Annotated in this window: 11 protein-coding genes; 8 read left to right on the top strand and 3 right to left on the bottom strand. The window is 71.3% G+C overall.

The features are described 5' to 3' along the window. Positions 1 to 229 precede the first annotated feature (229 nt). Positions 230 to 1,249: an aldo/keto reductase gene (locus tag ABZY31_RS21370; protein ID WP_356412669.1), complete on the bottom strand. Its 1,020-nt coding sequence runs from the start codon at positions 1,247 to 1,249 to the stop codon at positions 230 to 232. 73 nt (positions 1,250 to 1,322) lie between these two features. On the opposite strand from ABZY31_RS21370, the gene ABZY31_RS21365 reads away from it, so the two are divergent. The 6 genes from ABZY31_RS21365 to serA all read left to right on the top strand — a co-directional run bounded on the left by ABZY31_RS21365 (position 1,323) and on the right by serA (position 11,234). Continuing rightward, positions 1,323 to 2,270 carry a 2-hydroxyacid dehydrogenase gene (locus ABZY31_RS21365; protein ID WP_356412642.1) on the top strand — a complete coding sequence of 316 codons (948 nt, stop codon included), beginning with the start codon at positions 1,323 to 1,325 and terminating at the stop codon, positions 2,268 to 2,270. Positions 2,271 to 2,544: 274 nt separating this feature from the next. Continuing rightward, positions 2,545 to 5,556: an EAL domain-containing protein gene (locus ABZY31_RS21360; RefSeq protein ID WP_356412640.1), complete on the top strand. Its 3,012-nt coding sequence runs from the start codon at positions 2,545 to 2,547 to the stop codon at positions 5,554 to 5,556. Between the two features lie 204 nt (positions 5,557 to 5,760). Then, complete coding sequence (locus ABZY31_RS21355; protein WP_356412638.1) at positions 5,761 to 7,650, top strand: acetolactate synthase large subunit; 1,890 nt, start codon at positions 5,761 to 5,763, stop codon at positions 7,648 to 7,650. A gap of 28 nt (positions 7,651 to 7,678) precedes the next feature. Then, on the top strand, positions 7,679 to 8,203 hold the full coding sequence (gene ilvN, locus ABZY31_RS21350) for an acetolactate synthase small subunit (RefSeq protein ID WP_053677671.1): 525 nt from the start codon (positions 7,679 to 7,681) through the stop codon (positions 8,201 to 8,203). Between the two features lie 166 nt (positions 8,204 to 8,369). Next, the gene (ilvC, locus tag ABZY31_RS21345) at positions 8,370 to 9,371 is read left to right on the top strand and encodes a ketol-acid reductoisomerase (protein WP_330332796.1); all 1,002 of its coding nucleotides are present in this window, start codon (positions 8,370 to 8,372) and stop codon (positions 9,369 to 9,371) included. Positions 9,372 to 9,644: 273 nt separating this feature from the next. Next, complete coding sequence (gene serA / locus ABZY31_RS21340; RefSeq protein WP_356412636.1) at positions 9,645 to 11,234, top strand: phosphoglycerate dehydrogenase; 1,590 nt, start codon at positions 9,645 to 9,647, stop codon at positions 11,232 to 11,234. An 84-nt stretch (positions 11,235 to 11,318) separates the two neighbouring features. Here the strand turns inward: serA and ABZY31_RS21335 are convergent, their stop codons facing one another. Continuing rightward, a complete protein-coding gene (locus ABZY31_RS21335) occupies positions 11,319 to 12,512 on the bottom strand; it encodes a helix-turn-helix domain-containing protein (RefSeq protein WP_356412635.1) in 1,194 nt (397 codons plus the stop codon). A gap of 163 nt (positions 12,513 to 12,675) precedes the next feature. On the opposite strand from ABZY31_RS21335, the gene ABZY31_RS21330 reads away from it, so the two are divergent. Together ABZY31_RS21330 and pruA are read left to right on the top strand one after the other, a co-directional pair. Next, entirely contained in the window at positions 12,676 to 13,602 is a 927-nt protein-coding gene (locus tag ABZY31_RS21330; RefSeq protein WP_356412633.1) for a proline dehydrogenase family protein, read from the top strand. Between the two features lie 30 nt (positions 13,603 to 13,632). After that, positions 13,633 to 15,264 (top strand): L-glutamate gamma-semialdehyde dehydrogenase, encoded by a 1,632-nt coding sequence (gene pruA / locus ABZY31_RS21325; RefSeq protein ID WP_356412632.1) that lies wholly within the window; start codon positions 13,633 to 13,635, stop codon positions 15,262 to 15,264. Positions 15,265 to 15,344: 80 nt separating this feature from the next. Here the strand turns inward: pruA and ABZY31_RS21320 are convergent, their stop codons facing one another. After that, positions 15,345 to 16,046 carry a nitroreductase family protein gene (locus ABZY31_RS21320; RefSeq protein ID WP_356412630.1) on the bottom strand — a complete coding sequence of 234 codons (702 nt, stop codon included), beginning with the start codon at positions 16,044 to 16,046 and terminating at the stop codon, positions 15,345 to 15,347. Positions 16,047 to 16,102 lie beyond the last annotated feature (56 nt).

Genomic DNA, 16,102 nt, shown 5'->3' with positions numbered 1-16,102 from the left:
ACCCCGCCCCGTACCGCGCGGCCCCGCATCGCTCCCGTACCCATCGCCCTGCTCCCTTCCGTGCCCCTCGCCCGTCGACCGTGGATCCCGGCGACCCCGACGATCCTGCCGGTCACCTGTCTCAACAGCCCGGAGAGTCGGCGAAGTTCCGCCACTTCGTACACTCGATCGAGTGGGGATGGGCGCCCTCCGAACGGGGAAGAGGGCAGATCATCCCACCGGACACCCCCTAATCCCAGGCTCCCACCGCCGCCGGCAGCCCCGCGATCTCCTCCAGGTCCCGCGCCGTCAGCCGGACCTCCGCCGCCCCCGCGTTCTCCGCCGCCCAGCAGGCCCGCTCGGCCCCCGGCACCGGCACCACCTGCGGCCCCTGGGCCAGTACCCACGCCAGCGCCACCTGGGCCACCGTCGCGGGCCGCCCGCCCGGCCCCTCGTGCCGCTGAGCTATCCGCCGCAGCCCCGCCACCAGAACCTGGTTGGCCGCCATCGCGTCCGCCGTGAACCGGGGGTGCCGGGCCCGCGCGTCCGTCTCCTCGAAGCCCTGCCCCGGCGTCAGCGTTCCGGTCAGGAAGCCGCTTCCCATGGGCATCGCGGCCAGCAGTCCCACGCCGCGCGTGCGGCACCACGGCAGCAGCTGCCAGGCCGCCTGCGGCGACCACACCGACAGCTCCGCCTGCACCGCGCTCACCGGGAACACCTGCTGCGCCCGCTCCAGATGGCGCAGTGTCACCGTGTACGCGCGGTCCCCGAGGCGCCCGGCCCCCGGCCCCGCGCCCGCCCCCAGCGCGCAGAACCCCAGCGCGCGCACCTTCCCCGCGCCCACCAGCTCCGCCATGGCGCCCCAGGTCTCCTCCACCGGAACGTCCGGGTCCACCCGGTGCAGCTGGTAGAGGTCTATGACGTCGGTCCGCAGCCGCCGCAGCGAGGCGTCGCAGGCCCGCCGCACGTACCCGGGCCGACCGTCGGCCACCACGTGCTGGTCTCCCGTCCGCAGGCCCACCTTGGCCGATACGAACGCGTCCGCGCGCCGTTCCCGCAGCACCCGGCCCACCAGCAGCTCGTTCGTGTAGGGCCCGTAGATGTCGGCCGTGTCCAGCAGGTTCGCGCCCAGGTCCAGCGCGGTGTGCACCGTCCGCAGCGATTCGGCGCCCTCGCGCCCCGAGGCGGCGTACCCCCAGCTCATCGGCATGCAGCCGAGCCCGATGGCGCCCACCGTCAGCGCCGACGCCCCGATCGACCTGCGCTCCACTCCTCGGTCCCCCTCCCGCTCCGCCACCCAAACTAACGGCTTGATCACCACCGCTTCGCATAGCCTCGTGATCATGACTTCAAAGACCGCGGACGTCTGGCTGCCCTTCCCCGCCGAAGAGATCAAGGGTCTCCCCGACCGCTACCGCTACCGGCACTGGGACGGCGAGGAGGAGTTCCCGGCCGATCCGGCCGCCTGCGTCTTCTACGTCACGCCCTACATGAAGTCCCCGGCCGTCACGGTGCGCCCGCTCGCGCACATGCCCGAGGTGCGCGCGGTCCAGACCCTGACCGCCGGCATCGACCACGTCCTGGGCGGCCTGGACGTCCTGCGGCCCGGCGTGCACCTGTGCAACGCCCGCGGCGTGCACGAGGCCAGCACCGCCGAACTCGCCCTCACCCTGGTCCTCGCCTCCCTGCGCGGAATCCCCGGCATGGTCCGCGGCCAGGACCGGGAGGAGTGGCGCTCCGGCTTCTACGAGGCCCTCGCCGACAAGTCCGTCCTCATCGTGGGCTACGGGTCCATCGGCGCCGCCATCGAGGACCGGCTCGCGCCCTTCGAATGCGCCCGGATCACCCGCGTGGCCCGCTCGGCGCGCACGGCCGCCCGCGGGCCGGTGCACGCCCTCGCCGACCTGCCCGGACTGCTGCCCGGCGCAGACGTCGTGATCCTTTCCACCCCGCTCACCGAGGAGACCCGGGGGCTGGCCGACGCCGGGTTCCTGGCCCGGATGCGGGACGGGGCGCTGCTCGTCAACGTCGCCCGCGGCCCGGTCGTCGACACGGATGCGCTGCTGGCGGAGCTGGACGCGGGACGGCTGCGGGCGGCCCTGGACGTCACCGACCCCGAACCGCTGCTCCCGGGGCACCCGCTCTGGCATGCTCGTAATGTCCTGATCACCCCTCATGTCGGTGGCAGCAGCTCGGCGTTCGAGCCGCGGGCCAAGCGGCTGGTGGCCCGTCAGCTCTCCGCGCTGGCCGCCGGGGAGCCGCTCTCGAACACGGTGCTGACGACCAAATGAGGCCGGCTCGCACACCTTGTGTAGCCGGGTGAACGCGTGCCGTGCGTGCAACTCCCTTGGTGGTGACGGAGAGTAGAAGCTCTATGTCCCTGAGTGACGAAAGTGGTGTATCGTCCGGAGCAAGGGGATGCAGCGCGTTCGTCTGGCGCTGGGGAGTGATCGGACACTTTGGGGGGCGACGGGCGATGTACGGCCAATGGGCGAAGGATCCGGCGCGGCACAGCCGCCGCAAGCGACGACAGCGCGTACCGAAACCAGCCACCGAGGCGGACCGGTGAGCGCCCCCGGCGCCCTCCTGACCCGGCCGCCGGCCGCCAGTGGCGGCAAGGGCCTGGCAGCGCAGCTCCTCCTCGCCGTGATCAGCGCCGGCTACGCCGTAGGGGCCGCCGTCGGCTGGGGTTCCAAGGAAGCCGCCGAGATCATGGGCGACTTCGGCCTCAGCGCCGCCGGGTTACTGGCCGCGGTCTCCTGCTACCACTACGCGAGGACCATCGGCCGCCGCGAACGCCCCGCCTGGCTGCTGTTCGCGTTCTCCTCGCTCATGGCCGCCGTCGGCAACCTCGTCTGGGGCTGGTACGAGGTCGTCCTCGGCCAGGAAGTGCCGAAGCCCTCGGTCGCCGACTTCGCCTTCCTCTGCTTCGCCCCGTCCGCCATCGTCGGACTCCTCGTCCTCGCCAAGCGCCCCGTCAACCGGGCCGGCTGGGTCTGCCTCGCACTCGACTCCTGGCTCATCGCCGGATCCCTGCTGACGCTCTCCTGGAGCCTGGCCCTCGCGCACGCCGCCCGGACCGCCCAGTCGGGCGCCCTCGGCAGCGTCCCGCGGGCCGCACTGTCCCTGGCCTACCCGCTGCTGGACATCGCGCTGGTCTCGATGGTGCTCGTGCTGCACTTCCGCCGGTCCGCGACCAACCGCTCGGCCGTCAACACCGCCATCGCGGCCCTCGCGCTCACCGTGCTCAGCGACGCCCTCTTCACCTCGCCGCTGCTGAGCGCCCACTACCAGTCCGGGCAGCTGCTCGACGCGGGCTGGTTCGCCGGCTCCCTGCTGCTGGCCTACGCGCCCTGGGGCGCCCCGCGGACGCACCCGGTACCCGAGGCACCCCGGAGCAGGCCCGTCCCGCGCGCCCCGCGTCCCGCGCGCGGCGGCGGAGCGGGACGCACGGCCGCCGCCCGGCGCGGCGCGGCCCGCGGCGGCAGCGAGCTGCTCTTCGCGCACGCGCGCGAGGTGCGCCCGGTCAGCCGCCCGATCACCGGCTCGCTGCCCGCGCTCACCCCGTACCTCGCCGCCGCCGTGTGCACCCTGGGGATCCTCTACAACGTGATCGAGGGCCGGAAGGTCGACCGCATGGTCGTCCTCACCGGCTGCACCGTCGTACTGGCCCTGGTCATCCGGCAGGGCATCATGCTCCTCGACAACATCGCCCTGACCCAGGAACTGGCCCAGAAGGAGAACCACTTCCGGTCCCTGGTCCAGGGCTCCAGCGACGTCATCATGATCGCCGCGCCCACCGGGATACTGCGCTACGTCAGCCCCGCCGCCGCCGGGGTCTACGGCCGGGAGGCCGAGGACCTGGTCGGCCGGGAGCTCTCCTCGCTGATCCACCCCGAGGACCTCGGCCGGGTGGTCCACGAGGTGCGCCGCTTCCTCGCCGCCCCGCCCGCCGAGGAGCCCACCACCCGCATCGAGTGCCGCTTCAGGTCCGGCGCGGGCGAATGGCTCAATGTGGAGTCCACCGTCAACCGGCACCAGGGCGGGCTCATCCTCAACAGCCGGGACGTCACCGAAAGGGTCCGGCTCCAGGCCCAGCTCCAGCACAGCGCCGAACACGACCCGCTGACCGACCTGCCCAACCGGGCCCTGTTCACCCGCCGGGTCCGCCAGGCCCTGACCGGCCGCCGGGCCGGGGACCACAGCACCGCCGTGCTCTTCATCGACCTCGACGGCTTCAAGGCGGTCAACGACACCATCGGCCACCAGGCCGGCGACGAACTCCTGATCGAGGCCGCCCGCCGCCTGCAGGACTCCGTCCGCGCCGGGGACACCGCCGCCCGGCTCGGCGGGGACGAGTTCGCCGCACTGATCATCGGCGACGGCAGCCGGGACCGCTCCGCCCGCGAATACCAGGTCCACGAGATCGCCGACCGGCTGCGCACCACGCTCTCCCAGCCCTACCGGATCGCGGGCAGTGATGTCCGGGTCGCCGCCAGTATCGGGGTGGCCTTCGCCGACCCCGGCATCACCCCTTCGGACCTGATGCGCAACGCGGACCTGGCCATGTACCGGGCCAAGGCCGGCGGCAAGAACCGGGTCGAGCTGTACGCGCCCCAGATGCAGGCGGAGGTGGTCCGCAAGGCGGAGCTGGCGGGGCGGCTGCGCACCGCGCTCCACGAGGGCGAGTTCGCGCTGCTCCACCAGCCCGTCGTCTGCCTGGCCAGCGGTGAGGTCACGGCGGTGGCCGCGCAGGCCCGCTGGCGCTCGGCCCAGGGGATCCTCTTCACTCCCGCCGAGTTCCTCCGGGTGGCCGAATACAGCGAGGGCGCGGTGGGTCCCGGCGGGCCCTGCGGGCCGGTGCCGACCGCGGTCCCGGACGCTTCCCGGGCAGCCGAGCTGAGCCGCTGGCTGCTGGAGGAGGCGATGGACCAGGCCGCCGAACGCCACCGGTCCGGACACGACGTACCGGTCGCCGTCCGGATGACCGCCCAGCGGCTGCTGGACCGGTCGGTGCCGGGCGGCTCGGTCGAATCCCTGCTCGCCCGGCACGGCCTGCCCTCGGGCGGGCTGGTGATCGAACTCGCGGACAGTGACCCCCGTGTGCCCTTCGACGAGCTGGAGCGCCGCCTGACGGCCTTGCGGCGGCTCGGCGTCCGGATCGCCCTGGACGGCTTCGGCAGCGGTTACGCGGCCATCAGCGCCCTCCGCCGGCTCCCGGTCGACGTACTCAAACTGGACCGCGGGCTGGTCGAAGGGGTGGTCGAATCGGCCAGGCTGCACAAGATCACCGCAGGTCTGTTGCGGATCGCAAATGATCTGGGAATGCAGTCGGTGGCGGACGGGGTGGACCTCCCCGAGCAGCTCGCCGCACTGCGCGCGATGGGCTGCACGCACGGGCAGGGAATGGCCTTCTCCGGGCCTCTCGACGAGTACCGGCTGCGCCGCGCCCTCGTGCGCGGTACGTTCCCTGTACCGGGCGGGGCGGCCCAGCCTGCCTTGGCCGGCGGCTCACTCGGCGGACCGATGGCCATCCATAGGGGCTCACATAATGAGACGCCCGTCCCACCCGCTTGACACCGACCTCCCGCCGGAGGGAGGGTCAGTGCCATGCGCACCCGAATTCTCGTACTTGGAAAGCGCGTCGGCTGAAGCAGGGTCACTCATGCCCCCGCTCAACGCACCCGACGCGCTCCCCTCGCTTGCCTCCCGGCACGAGGGGTTTTTTGTTGCACTGGCACACACCGAACCCTCGCAAAAACCCTCAGCTTCGAGAAGAGAATGCCGATGACCGAGCAGGCCACCGGGGCCCACCATCCGCAGCCGCGGGCCCGTAACGGCGGATCCCACACCGCCGCAGTTGAGCACGTCACGGGTGCGCAGTCCCTCATCCGCTCTCTCGAAGAGGTGGGGTGCGACACCGTCTTCGGCATCCCGGGCGGCGCCATCCTCCCCGCGTACGACCCGATGATGGACAGCCGGAAGGTCCGTCACATCCTGGTCCGCCACGAGCAGGGCGCCGGTCACGCCGCCACCGGCTACGCGCAGGCCACCGGCAAGGTCGGCGTCTGCATGGCCACCTCGGGGCCCGGCGCCACCAACCTCGTCACCCCGATCGCCGACGCGCACATGGACTCCGTGCCGCTCGTCGCGATCACCGGTCAGGTCTCCTCCAAGGCGATCGGCACCGACGCCTTCCAGGAGGCGGACATCGTCGGCATCACCATGCCGATCACCAAGCACAACTTCCTGGTCACCAGGGCCGAGGACATCCCGCGGACGATCGCCGAGGCGTTCCACATCGCCTCCACCGGCCGTCCCGGCCCGGTCCTGGTCGACATCGCCAAGGACGCGCTCCAGGCGAAGACCACCTTCAGCTGGCCGCCGACCCAGGACCTGCCGGGCTATCGGCCGGTCACCAAGCCGCACGCCAAGCAGATCCGCGAGGCGGCCAAGCTCATCTGCCAGGCCAAGCGCCCGGTCCTGTACGTCGGCGGCGGCATCATGAAGTCCGGCGCGACCGCCGAGCTGAAGGTCCTCGCCGAGCTGACCGGCGTCCCGGTCACCACCACCCTGATGGCGCTCGGCTCCTTCCCCGACAGCCACCCGCTGCACGTGGGCATGCCCGGCATGCACGGCGCCGTCACCGCGGTCACCGCCCTGCAGAAGGCCGACCTGCTGATCGCCCTCGGCACCCGCTTCGACGACCGCGTCACCGGCAAGCTGGACAGCTTCGCCCCCTTCGCGAAGATCATCCACGCGGACATCGACCCCGCCGAGATCGGCAAGAACCGCGCCGTCGACGTCCCGATCGTCGGCGACGCCCGCGAGGTCATCGCCGACCTGGTCCAGGCCGTCCAGGCCGAGCACACCGAGGGCCACGCCGGTGACTACACCGCCTGGTGGAAGGACCTCAACCGCTGGCGCGAGACCTACCCGCTGGGCTACGACCTGCCCGAGGACGGCATGCTGTCGCCGCAGCAGGTCATCGAGCGGATCGGCGCGCTCGCGCCGAAGAGCACGATCTTCGCGGCGGGCGTCGGCCAGCACCAGATGTGGGCCTCGCACTTCGTGAACTACGAGGAGCCCCGCACCTGGCTGAACTCCGGCGGCGCCGGAACCATGGGCTACGCGGTCCCGGCCGCGATGGGCGCCAAGGTCGGCATGCCGGAGCGCACGGTCTGGGCGATCGACGGCGACGGCTGCTTCCAGATGACCAATCAGGAACTGGTCACCTGTGCGCTGAACAACATCCCGATCAAGGTCGCGATCATCAACAACGGCGCGCTGGGCATGGTCCGCCAGTGGCAGACCCTGTTCTACAACCAGCGGTACTCCAACACCGTCCTGCACGCCGACGAAACCGGTCAGGGCACGGCGGTCGGCTCGCAGCTCGGCGAGTCCAGCGCCCCCCGCAAGGGCACCCGCGTCCCCGACTTCGTCAAGCTGTCCGAGGCCATGGGCTGCGTGGCGCTGCGCTGCGAGGACCCGGCCGACCTGGACCGGGTCATCGCCGAGGCCAACGCGATCAACGACCGTCCGGTGGTCATCGACTTCATCGTCCACGAGGACGCCATGGTGTGGCCGATGGTCGCCGCGGGCACCTCGAACGACGAGGTCCTGGCCGCGCGGGGCGTCCGTCCCGACTTCGGCGACAACGAAGACGACTGAGCGAAGAGCGAAAGAGAGAACGACCGACATGTCCAAGCACACGCTCTCCGTCCTGGTCGAGAACACGCCCGGCATCCTCGCCCGGATCGCCGCGCTGTTCTCCCGCCGCGGGTTCAACATCGACTCGCTGGCGGTCGGTGTCACGGAGCACCCCGACATCTCCCGCATCACCATCGTCGTCAACGTCGAGGACCTCCCTCTCGAACAGGTGACCAAGCAGCTCAACAAGCTGGTCAACGTGCTCAAGATCGTCGAGCTGGAGCAGCACAACGCCATCGAGCGCGAGCTCGTCCTGGTGAAGGTCCGCGCCGACAACGAGACCCGCTCGCAGATCGTCGAGATCGTCCAGCTGTTCCGTGCCAAGACGGTCGACGTGTCCCCGGAGGCCGTCACCATCGAGGCGACCGGCGGCACCGACAAGCTCGGCGCGATGCTGAAGATGCTGGAGCCCTTCGGCATCAAGGAACTCGTGCAGTCCGGCACGATCGCCATAGGGCGTGGCGGCCGGTCCATCACGGACCGCAGCCTGCGCGCGCTCGACCGCAGCGCCTGATCCACCGCTGAGCGAGCAGGCAGCCCCGCCACCCGCTCGCATGGCGGCAGTGACATCTGCTCGCATAGCGGCAGTGACATCTGCTCGCATAGCGAGACTTGAAACCTCTGATTCCGTTCCCCGCCGTACGGTGGGTGCAACACCAGCGCACCAAGGAGATATCCCAGTGGCCGAGCTGTTCTACGAGAACGACGCCGACCTGTCCATCATCCAGGGCCGCAAGGTCGCGGTCATTGGCTACGGCAGCCAGGGCCACGCCCACGCGCTGTCCCTGCGCGACTCCGGTGTCGACGTCCGCGTCGGTCTCCAGGAGGGCTCCAAGTCCAAGGCCAAGGCCGAGGAGCAGGGCCTGACGGTCGTCTCCGTTGCCGAGGCCTCGGCCTGGGCCGACGTCATCATGATCCTGACCCCGGACCCGATCCAGGCCGAGGTCTACGAGGCGTCCATCAAGGACAACCTCAAGGCCGGCGACGCGCTCTTCTTCGGTCACGGCTTCAACATCCGCTACGGCTTCATCCAGCCGCCCGCGGACGTGGACGTCGCCCTGGTCGCCCCCAAGGGCCCGGGCCACCTGGTCCGCCGCCAGTACGAAGAGGGCCGCGGCGTCCCGTGCATCGCGGCGGTCGAGCAGGACGCGACCGGCAAGGCCTTCGAGCTGGCCCTGTCCTACGCGGCCGGCATCGGCGGCACCCGCGCCGGCGTCATCAAGACCACCTTCACCGAGGAGACCGAGACCGACCTGTTCGGTGAGCAGGCCGTCCTCTGCGGTGGCGCCTCCGCCCTGGTCAAGGCCGGTTTCGAGACCCTGACCGAGGCCGGCTACCAGCCGGAGATCGCGTACTTCGAGTGCCTCCACGAGCTGAAGCTCATCGTGGACCTCATGTACGAGGGCGGCCTGGAGAAGATGCGCTGGTCGGTCTCCGAGACCGCCGAGTGGGGCGACTACATCACCGGCCCGCGCGTCATCACCGACGCCACCAAGGCCGAGATGAAGAAGGTCCTCGCCGAGATCCAGGACGGCACCTTCGCCAACAACTGGATGGCCGAGTACAAGGCCGGTCTGCCGAAGTACAACGAGTACAAGAAGGCCGACGAGGAGCACCTGCTCGAGACCACCGGCAAGAAGCTGCGCAAGCTGATGAGCTGGGTCGACAACGACGAGAGCTGAGCCCCGCGCGGCGGGGGCCGGGACGCGCCGTCCCGGCACCCGCCGCGTACCCGGCTCCGCCGGATCCAGGTCTTCCCGGTGCACTGCCTTGTCCACCCCGGCCAACCACGGACGGGTGATCCTTCCGGACAGGCGGAATAGCGGTCCCGCAACGCCATTACACTGCACAGACAACGCGTCAGGCCCACAGTGTCGTGCGTCTTCCACGCGGCTACCCCCTCCACGCCTGCGGCCGTCGGGACGGCCGTCCGCAATGGACTTGTGAGGACCCACGTGAGCTCGAAACCTGTCGTACTCATCGCCGAAGAGCTGTCGCCCGCCACGGTCGAGGCCCTGGGCCCCGATTTCGAGATCCGGCACTGCAACGGCGCCGACCGCGCGGAGCTGCTGCCCGCGATCGCCGACGCCGACGCGATCCTGGTGCGCTCCGCGACCAAGGTGGACGCCGAGGCCATCGCCGCCGCGAAGAAGCTGAGGGTCGTCGCCCGCGCGGGCGTCGGTCTGGACAACGTCGACGTCTCGTCCGCCACCAAGGCCGGCGTGATGGTCGTCAACGCTCCGACCTCCAACATCGTCACCGCCGCCGAGCTGGCCTGCGGCCTGCTCGTCGCCACGGCGCGCAACATCCCGCAGGCCAACACCGCCCTGAAGAACGGCGAGTGGAAGCGGAACAAGTACACCGGCGTCGAGCTGAGCGAGAAGACCCTCGGTGTCGTCGGCCTCGGCCGCATCGGCGTCCTGGTCGCCCAGCGCATGTCGGCCTTCGGCATGAAGATCGTCGCCTACGACCCCTACGTACAGCCCGCGCGCGCCGCCCAGATGGGCGTCAAGATGCTGACGCTGGACGAGCTGTTGGAGGTCGCCGACTTCATCACCGTGCACCTGCCCAAGACCCCGGAGACCCTCGGTCTCATCGGTGACGAGGCCCTGCACAAGGTGAAGCCGTCCGTGCGCATCGTCAACGCCGCCCGCGGCGGGATCGTGGACGAGGCCGCGCTGTACTCGGCCATCAAGGAGGGCCGCGTCGCGGGCGCCGGCCTCGACGTGTACGCGAACGAACCCTGCACGGATTCCCCGCTGTTCGAGCTGGACCAGGTCGTCTGCACCCCGCACCTCGGCGCCTCCACGGACGAGGCCCAGGAGAAGGCCGGCGTCTCGGTCGCCAAGTCGGTGCGCCTCGCGCTCGCCGGTGAACTCGTCCCCGACGCGGTCAACGTGCAGGGCGGCGTCATCGCCGAGGACGTGCGTCCGGGCCTGCCGCTCGCCGAGAAGCTCGGCCGCATCTTCACCGCCCTCGCGGGCGAGGTCGCGGTCCGCCTCGATGTCGAGGTCTGCGGCGAGATCACCCAGCACGACGTGAAGGTGCTCGAACTCTCCGCGCTCAAGGGCGTGTTCGAGGACGTCGTCGACGAGACGGTCTCCTACGTGAACGCGCCGCTGTTCGCGCAGGAGCGCGGCGTCGAAGTGCGCCTGACCACCTCGTCGGAGTCCCCGGACCACCGCAACGTGGTCACCGTGCGCGGCACCCTGTCGGACGGTCAGGAGATCTCGGTCTCCGGCACCCTCGCCGGTCCCAAGCACCTCCAGAAGATCGTCGGCATCGGCGCGTACGACGTGGACCTGTCGCTCGCCGACCACATGGTCGTCCTGCGCTACACCGACCGCCCCGGCGTCGTCGGTGCGGTCGGCCGCCTGCTGGGCGAGGCCGGTCTGAACATCGCGGGCATGCAGGTCGCCCGTGCCGAGGAGGGCGGCGAGGCGCTCGGCGTGCTCACCGTGGACGCCGAGGTGCCGGTCGAGGTCCTCGCGGCCATCTCCGAGGAGATCGGCGCGGTCTCCGCCCGCTCCGTCAACCTGGGCTGACCGACGCCCGACACGAAGGTGTGAAAGAAGGGCCCGGGGCAGACCCCCGGGCCCTTCGGCGTACGGGCGCGGGCCCCCGGCGGTTCAGCCGCTCAGCCGGGACGCCTTGAGGGCCATGTGGAGCAGCAGCCGGTCCTCGCCCGCGTCCAGGTCCAGGCCCGTCAGCTTCTCCACCCGGGCCAGCCGGTAGTACAGGGTCTGGCGGTGGATGCCGAGGGCCGTCGCCGTGCGGCCCGCCTGGCCGGCGCAGTCGAGGTACACCTCCGCCGTGCGGGCCAGCTCGGCGTGGGCCGGCTCCAGCAGGGCGCGGGCCGCCGGGTCGTCCCGCGCCAGCCCGGGGGCCGCCGCCAGCGCCGCCAGCATCCGGTAGGGGCCGATCTGCGACCACTCGGCGACCGGCCCCAGCAGGGGCTGCGCGGCCGCCGCCCGGGCCGCCGCCACCGCCTGCTCCCAGGCGCCGGGCAGCCCGGCCAGCCCGGCCCGGGGGACCCCGATCCCGGCGGTCGCGGACCCGCCCGCCGCGGCCGCGGCGTCCCCCGCGAGCAGCCGGGCCGCCGTGGTGTGCGCCGGGGTCAGCAGGTCCGCGGTCCGCAGCCGCACCAGGACCGCCAGCGCGAGGCCCGCGGGCCCCTCGGCGCCGTCGTCCCCCGGGGCCCGAGGGACCAGGCACACGGCCGCGGCCCCAGGCACCGAGGGCGGAGCCTGCCCGTTCCGCCCGCTCCAGGGGGTCACGCACACCACCGCGTGCGGGCCCTCCGCGTCCGGACCCAGGGCCACCCGGAGCGCGGCCACCGCCATGTCCCGCTGCCAGCCCCGCCCGGCGGTGAGCACCGCGCGGAACTCCCGGGACAGGTCGGCTCCCGCCTTCGCCTCCTGGGCCATCAGGACGCCGATCCGCTCGGCCACCTCCAGGGCCGCGGCCAGCTGGTCCGGCCCGGGCCCCGGATCGGCGTCCAGGAGCCACACGTACCCCTGGGCGATCCCGCGGTAGCGCACGGGCAGGCAGATCCTCCCGCGCAGGACCCCCGCCTCCGGCGCCGCGGGAATCCGTACCGGTCCGGTCGCCCGGGTGATGCCGAACCCCTCGAACCACGCCCGCACCGCCGCCGTCGACTGGCGGGTCAGGATCGAGCGGGTCCGCACCGGGTCCATCGCGAGGTCGTCCTCGCTGTCGTGCGCACCGAAGGCGATCAGGCGGAAGTCCCGGTTCTCCAGCGTCGCCGGGGCGCCGAGCAGCGCCGAGATCTCGTCCACCAGGTCCTGGTAATCGCCTTTCACCCGGCCATTCTCCCACCCGCCCGGCCGCCCTTCAGACATCTGTATGAGATCGCGGCCACGGATGCGTGACAGCTGTCGATGGCAGAGGATCGAGGCGGTCCCTAGGTTTCACGGTGGTCTTGCTTGCCATTCTTTTCACGTCTGCCACCCGTTGGAGGTGCCCGTGCTGGGTCCCGCGATCCTTGCCGCTTCGCGCAGCGACAAGATGCGCCGCATCGTTTCCGCCGCTCCGGTGACCAAGCCCGTGGTGAACCGGTTCATCCCCGGCGAGACGGTCGACCAGGTCATCCCGATCGTCGTGGACCTCACGCAGAAGGGCCTGGAGGTCACCCTCGACGTCGTCGGTGAGGACATCACCACCGTCGAGCAGTCGCACGCCGCCCGCGACGCCTACCTCCGGCTCGTCGAGCGCCTCGCCGAGCTGGGCCTCGGCGAGCGCGCCGAGATGTCGGTCAAGCTCTCCATGTTCGGCCAGGCGCTGGAAGGGGGCCACGAGCTGGCCCTCGCCAACGTCCGCCCGGTCGTCGAGGCCGCCGCCGCCATCGGCACCACCGTCACGCTCGACGCCGAGGACCACACCACCCTCGACTCGATGTTCGCCATCCACGAGGAGCTGCGCCGGGACTTCCCGCAGACCGGCTGCGTGATCCAGGCGTACCTCTTCCGCACCGAGGCCGACGCCCGCCGCCTGGCCGCCGCCGGCAGCCGCGTCCGGATCGTGAAGGGCGCCTACAAGGAGCCCGCCGAGGTCGCCTACCAGAACAAGGCCGAGACGGACAAGGCGTACGTCCGCATCCTGAAGACGCTGATGGAGGGCGAGGGTTACCCGATGATCGGGTCCCACGACCCGCGCCTGATCGCCATCGCCCAGGAGCTGGCCCGCCAGGCCGGGCGCAAGCCCGACGAGTACGAGTTCCAGATGCTGTACGGCATCCGCAGCGACGAGCACCTGCGGCTCGCCGCGGAGGGCCACCGGATGCGCGTCTACACGGCGTACGGCACGGACTGGTACGGCTACTTCATGCGCCGCCTCGCGGAGAAGCCCGCCAACCTCCTCTTCTTCGTCCGCTCGATGATCACCAAGAACTAGCCAGACCTAGCTCAAGGAGTTACCAGCCCCATGGATGCTGTGACCCAGGTCCCCGCGCCGGTCAACGAGCCGGTCCACTCGTACGCCCCCGGCACCCCGGAGCGCGCGCGCCTCGAATTCCAGCTCAAGCAGCTGGCCGAGAACCCGATCGACCTGCCGATGACCATCAACGGCGAGAAGCGGATGGGCGGCGGCGACCGCTTCGACGTCGTGCAGCCGCACGACCACGCCTCCGTCATCGGTACCTACGCCAACGCCACGCAGGCCGACGCGCAGGACGCCATCGACGCCGCCCTCGCCGCCGCCCCGGCCTGGCGCGCGATGGACTTCGACGACCGCGCGGCGATCATCCTGCGCGCCGCCGAGCTGCTGTCCGGCCCCTGGCGCGAGAAGCTGGCCGCCTCGACCATGCTCGGCCAGTCGAAGACCGCCCAGCAGGCCGAGATCGACACCCCCTGCGAGCTCGTCGACTTCTGGCGCTTCAACGTCCACTTCGCCCGCCAGATCCTGGCCGAGCAGCCGGTCGCGAACTCCGCCGGCGTGTGGAACCGCAGCGACCACCGCCCGCTGGAAGGCTTCGTCTACGCGATCACGCCGTTCAACTTCACGGCCATCGCGGGCAACCTGCCGACCGCCCCCGCCCTGATGGGCAACGTGGTCCTGTGGAAGCCGTCCCCGACCCAGACCCACTCCGCGGTCCTCCTCATGGAGCTGCTGGAGGCCGCCGGTCTGCCCAAGGGCGTCATCAACCTGGTCACCGGCGACGGCATCGCCGTCTCCGAGGTGGCGCTGAACCACCCCGAGCTGGCCGGCATCCACTTCACCGGCTCGACCAAGACCTTCCAGCACCTGTGGAAGTCCGTCGGCAACAACATCGAGAACTACAAGTCCTACCCGCGCCTGGTCGGCGAGACCGGCGGCAAGGACTTCGTCGTCGCGCACCCGTCCGCGGACCGCGCGATCCTGAAGACCGCCCTGACCCGCGGCTCCTTCGAGTACCAGGGCCAGAAGTGCTCGGCCTCCTCCCGCGCCTACGTCCCGGCCTCGATCTGGAACGACGGCTTCAAGGAGGAGTTCGCGGCGGAGGTCGACGGCATCACCATGGGTGACGTCCGCGACCTGTCGAACTTCATCGGCGCGGTCATCGACGAGCGCTCCTTCGCGAAGAACAAGGCCGCGATCGACCGGGCGAAGGCCGACCCGACCTGCGAGATCGTCGCGGGCGGCACGTACGACGACACGACGGGCTACTTCGTCCGCCCGACCGTCATCGCCTGTACCGACCCGGCGAACGAGGTCTTCACGACCGAGTACTTCGGCCCGATCCTGGCCGTCCACGTCTACGAGGACGACGCCTTCGACGCGATGCTGGAGCAGATGGAGTCGGTGTCGGCGTACGCGCTGACCGGCGCCGTCATCGCCCAGGACCGCTACGCGGCGGCCGACGCGATGGACAAGCTCCGCTTCGCCGCGGGCAACTTCTACATCAACGACAAGTCGACCGGCGCCGTCGTCGGCCAGCAGCCCTTCGGCGGCGGCCGCGCGTCCGGCACGAACGACAAGGCGGGCGCGGCCTCCAACCTGCTGCGCTGGACCTCGACCCGCTCCATCAAGGAGACCCTGGTCCCGCCGACCGAGTACGGCTACCCGCACATGGGCTGACGCCCCCCGGGCCGCTCCCGGCCCCGCAGAACCCCGCCCCCGCTCCGGTACCCCCAAGTCCGGAGCGGGGGCGGTCCCATTCAGACCTCGACCAGGACCTGGTCCAGGGACTTGCGGATCAGGTCCGGGACCTCGCAGTCGGCGGCGGGGTAGCCGACCGGGATGACCGCGAAGGCCTTTTCGTTCTCCGGGCGGTTCAGGACCTGGCCCAGGAAACGCATCGGGCTCGGCGTGTGGATCAGGGCCGCCAGGCCGCAGAGGTGGAGGGCGGACAGGAGCATGCCGACCGCGATGCCCACCGACTCGTCGACGTAGTAGTGCTTGTGCTTCGTGCCGTCCTCGCCGAGCCAGTAGCGCTGCTGGAAGACCACGATCAGGGCCGGGGCGTCGGTCAGGTGGGTCTTGACGGCGTCCGTGCCGATGGGGCGCAGGGCGGCGAGCCACTCGTCGCCGAGCCGGCCGTCGTACGACAGTTCCTCCTCCTGCTCGGCGGCCGCGCGGATCTGTTCCCGGACGGCCGGATCCTTGACCAGGACGAAGGTCCACGGCTGCTGGTGCGCCCCGGAGGGCGCCGTCGCCGCGCACGCGATGGCGTCCCGGACCACCTGCTCGGGCACCGGGTCGGGGGAGAAGTGGCGTACGGTCCTGCGCTCGTCCATCCGCCCGCGCAACTCGGCGGCGCGCGCGAGGGATTCCCCGGCCGGCATCCGCTCGGGGCGGTAGGGGGCGGGACGGTACGGCTGGCCGTGGATCGGGGTCCACTGCTGGGTATCGGGAGACATGGGGGGAGTGTGCCGAGCCAATGGTCCAGACCGCCAGAGCCGTGTCGGCCGAATCC

This window comes from Streptomyces sp. NPDC006529 (assembly GCF_040611795.1).
GTDB lineage: Bacteria > Actinomycetota > Actinomycetes > Streptomycetales > Streptomycetaceae > Streptomyces.
Note: the sequence above shows the minus strand (reverse complement) of the source record. Positions and strands in the feature narration are given on the sequence as shown.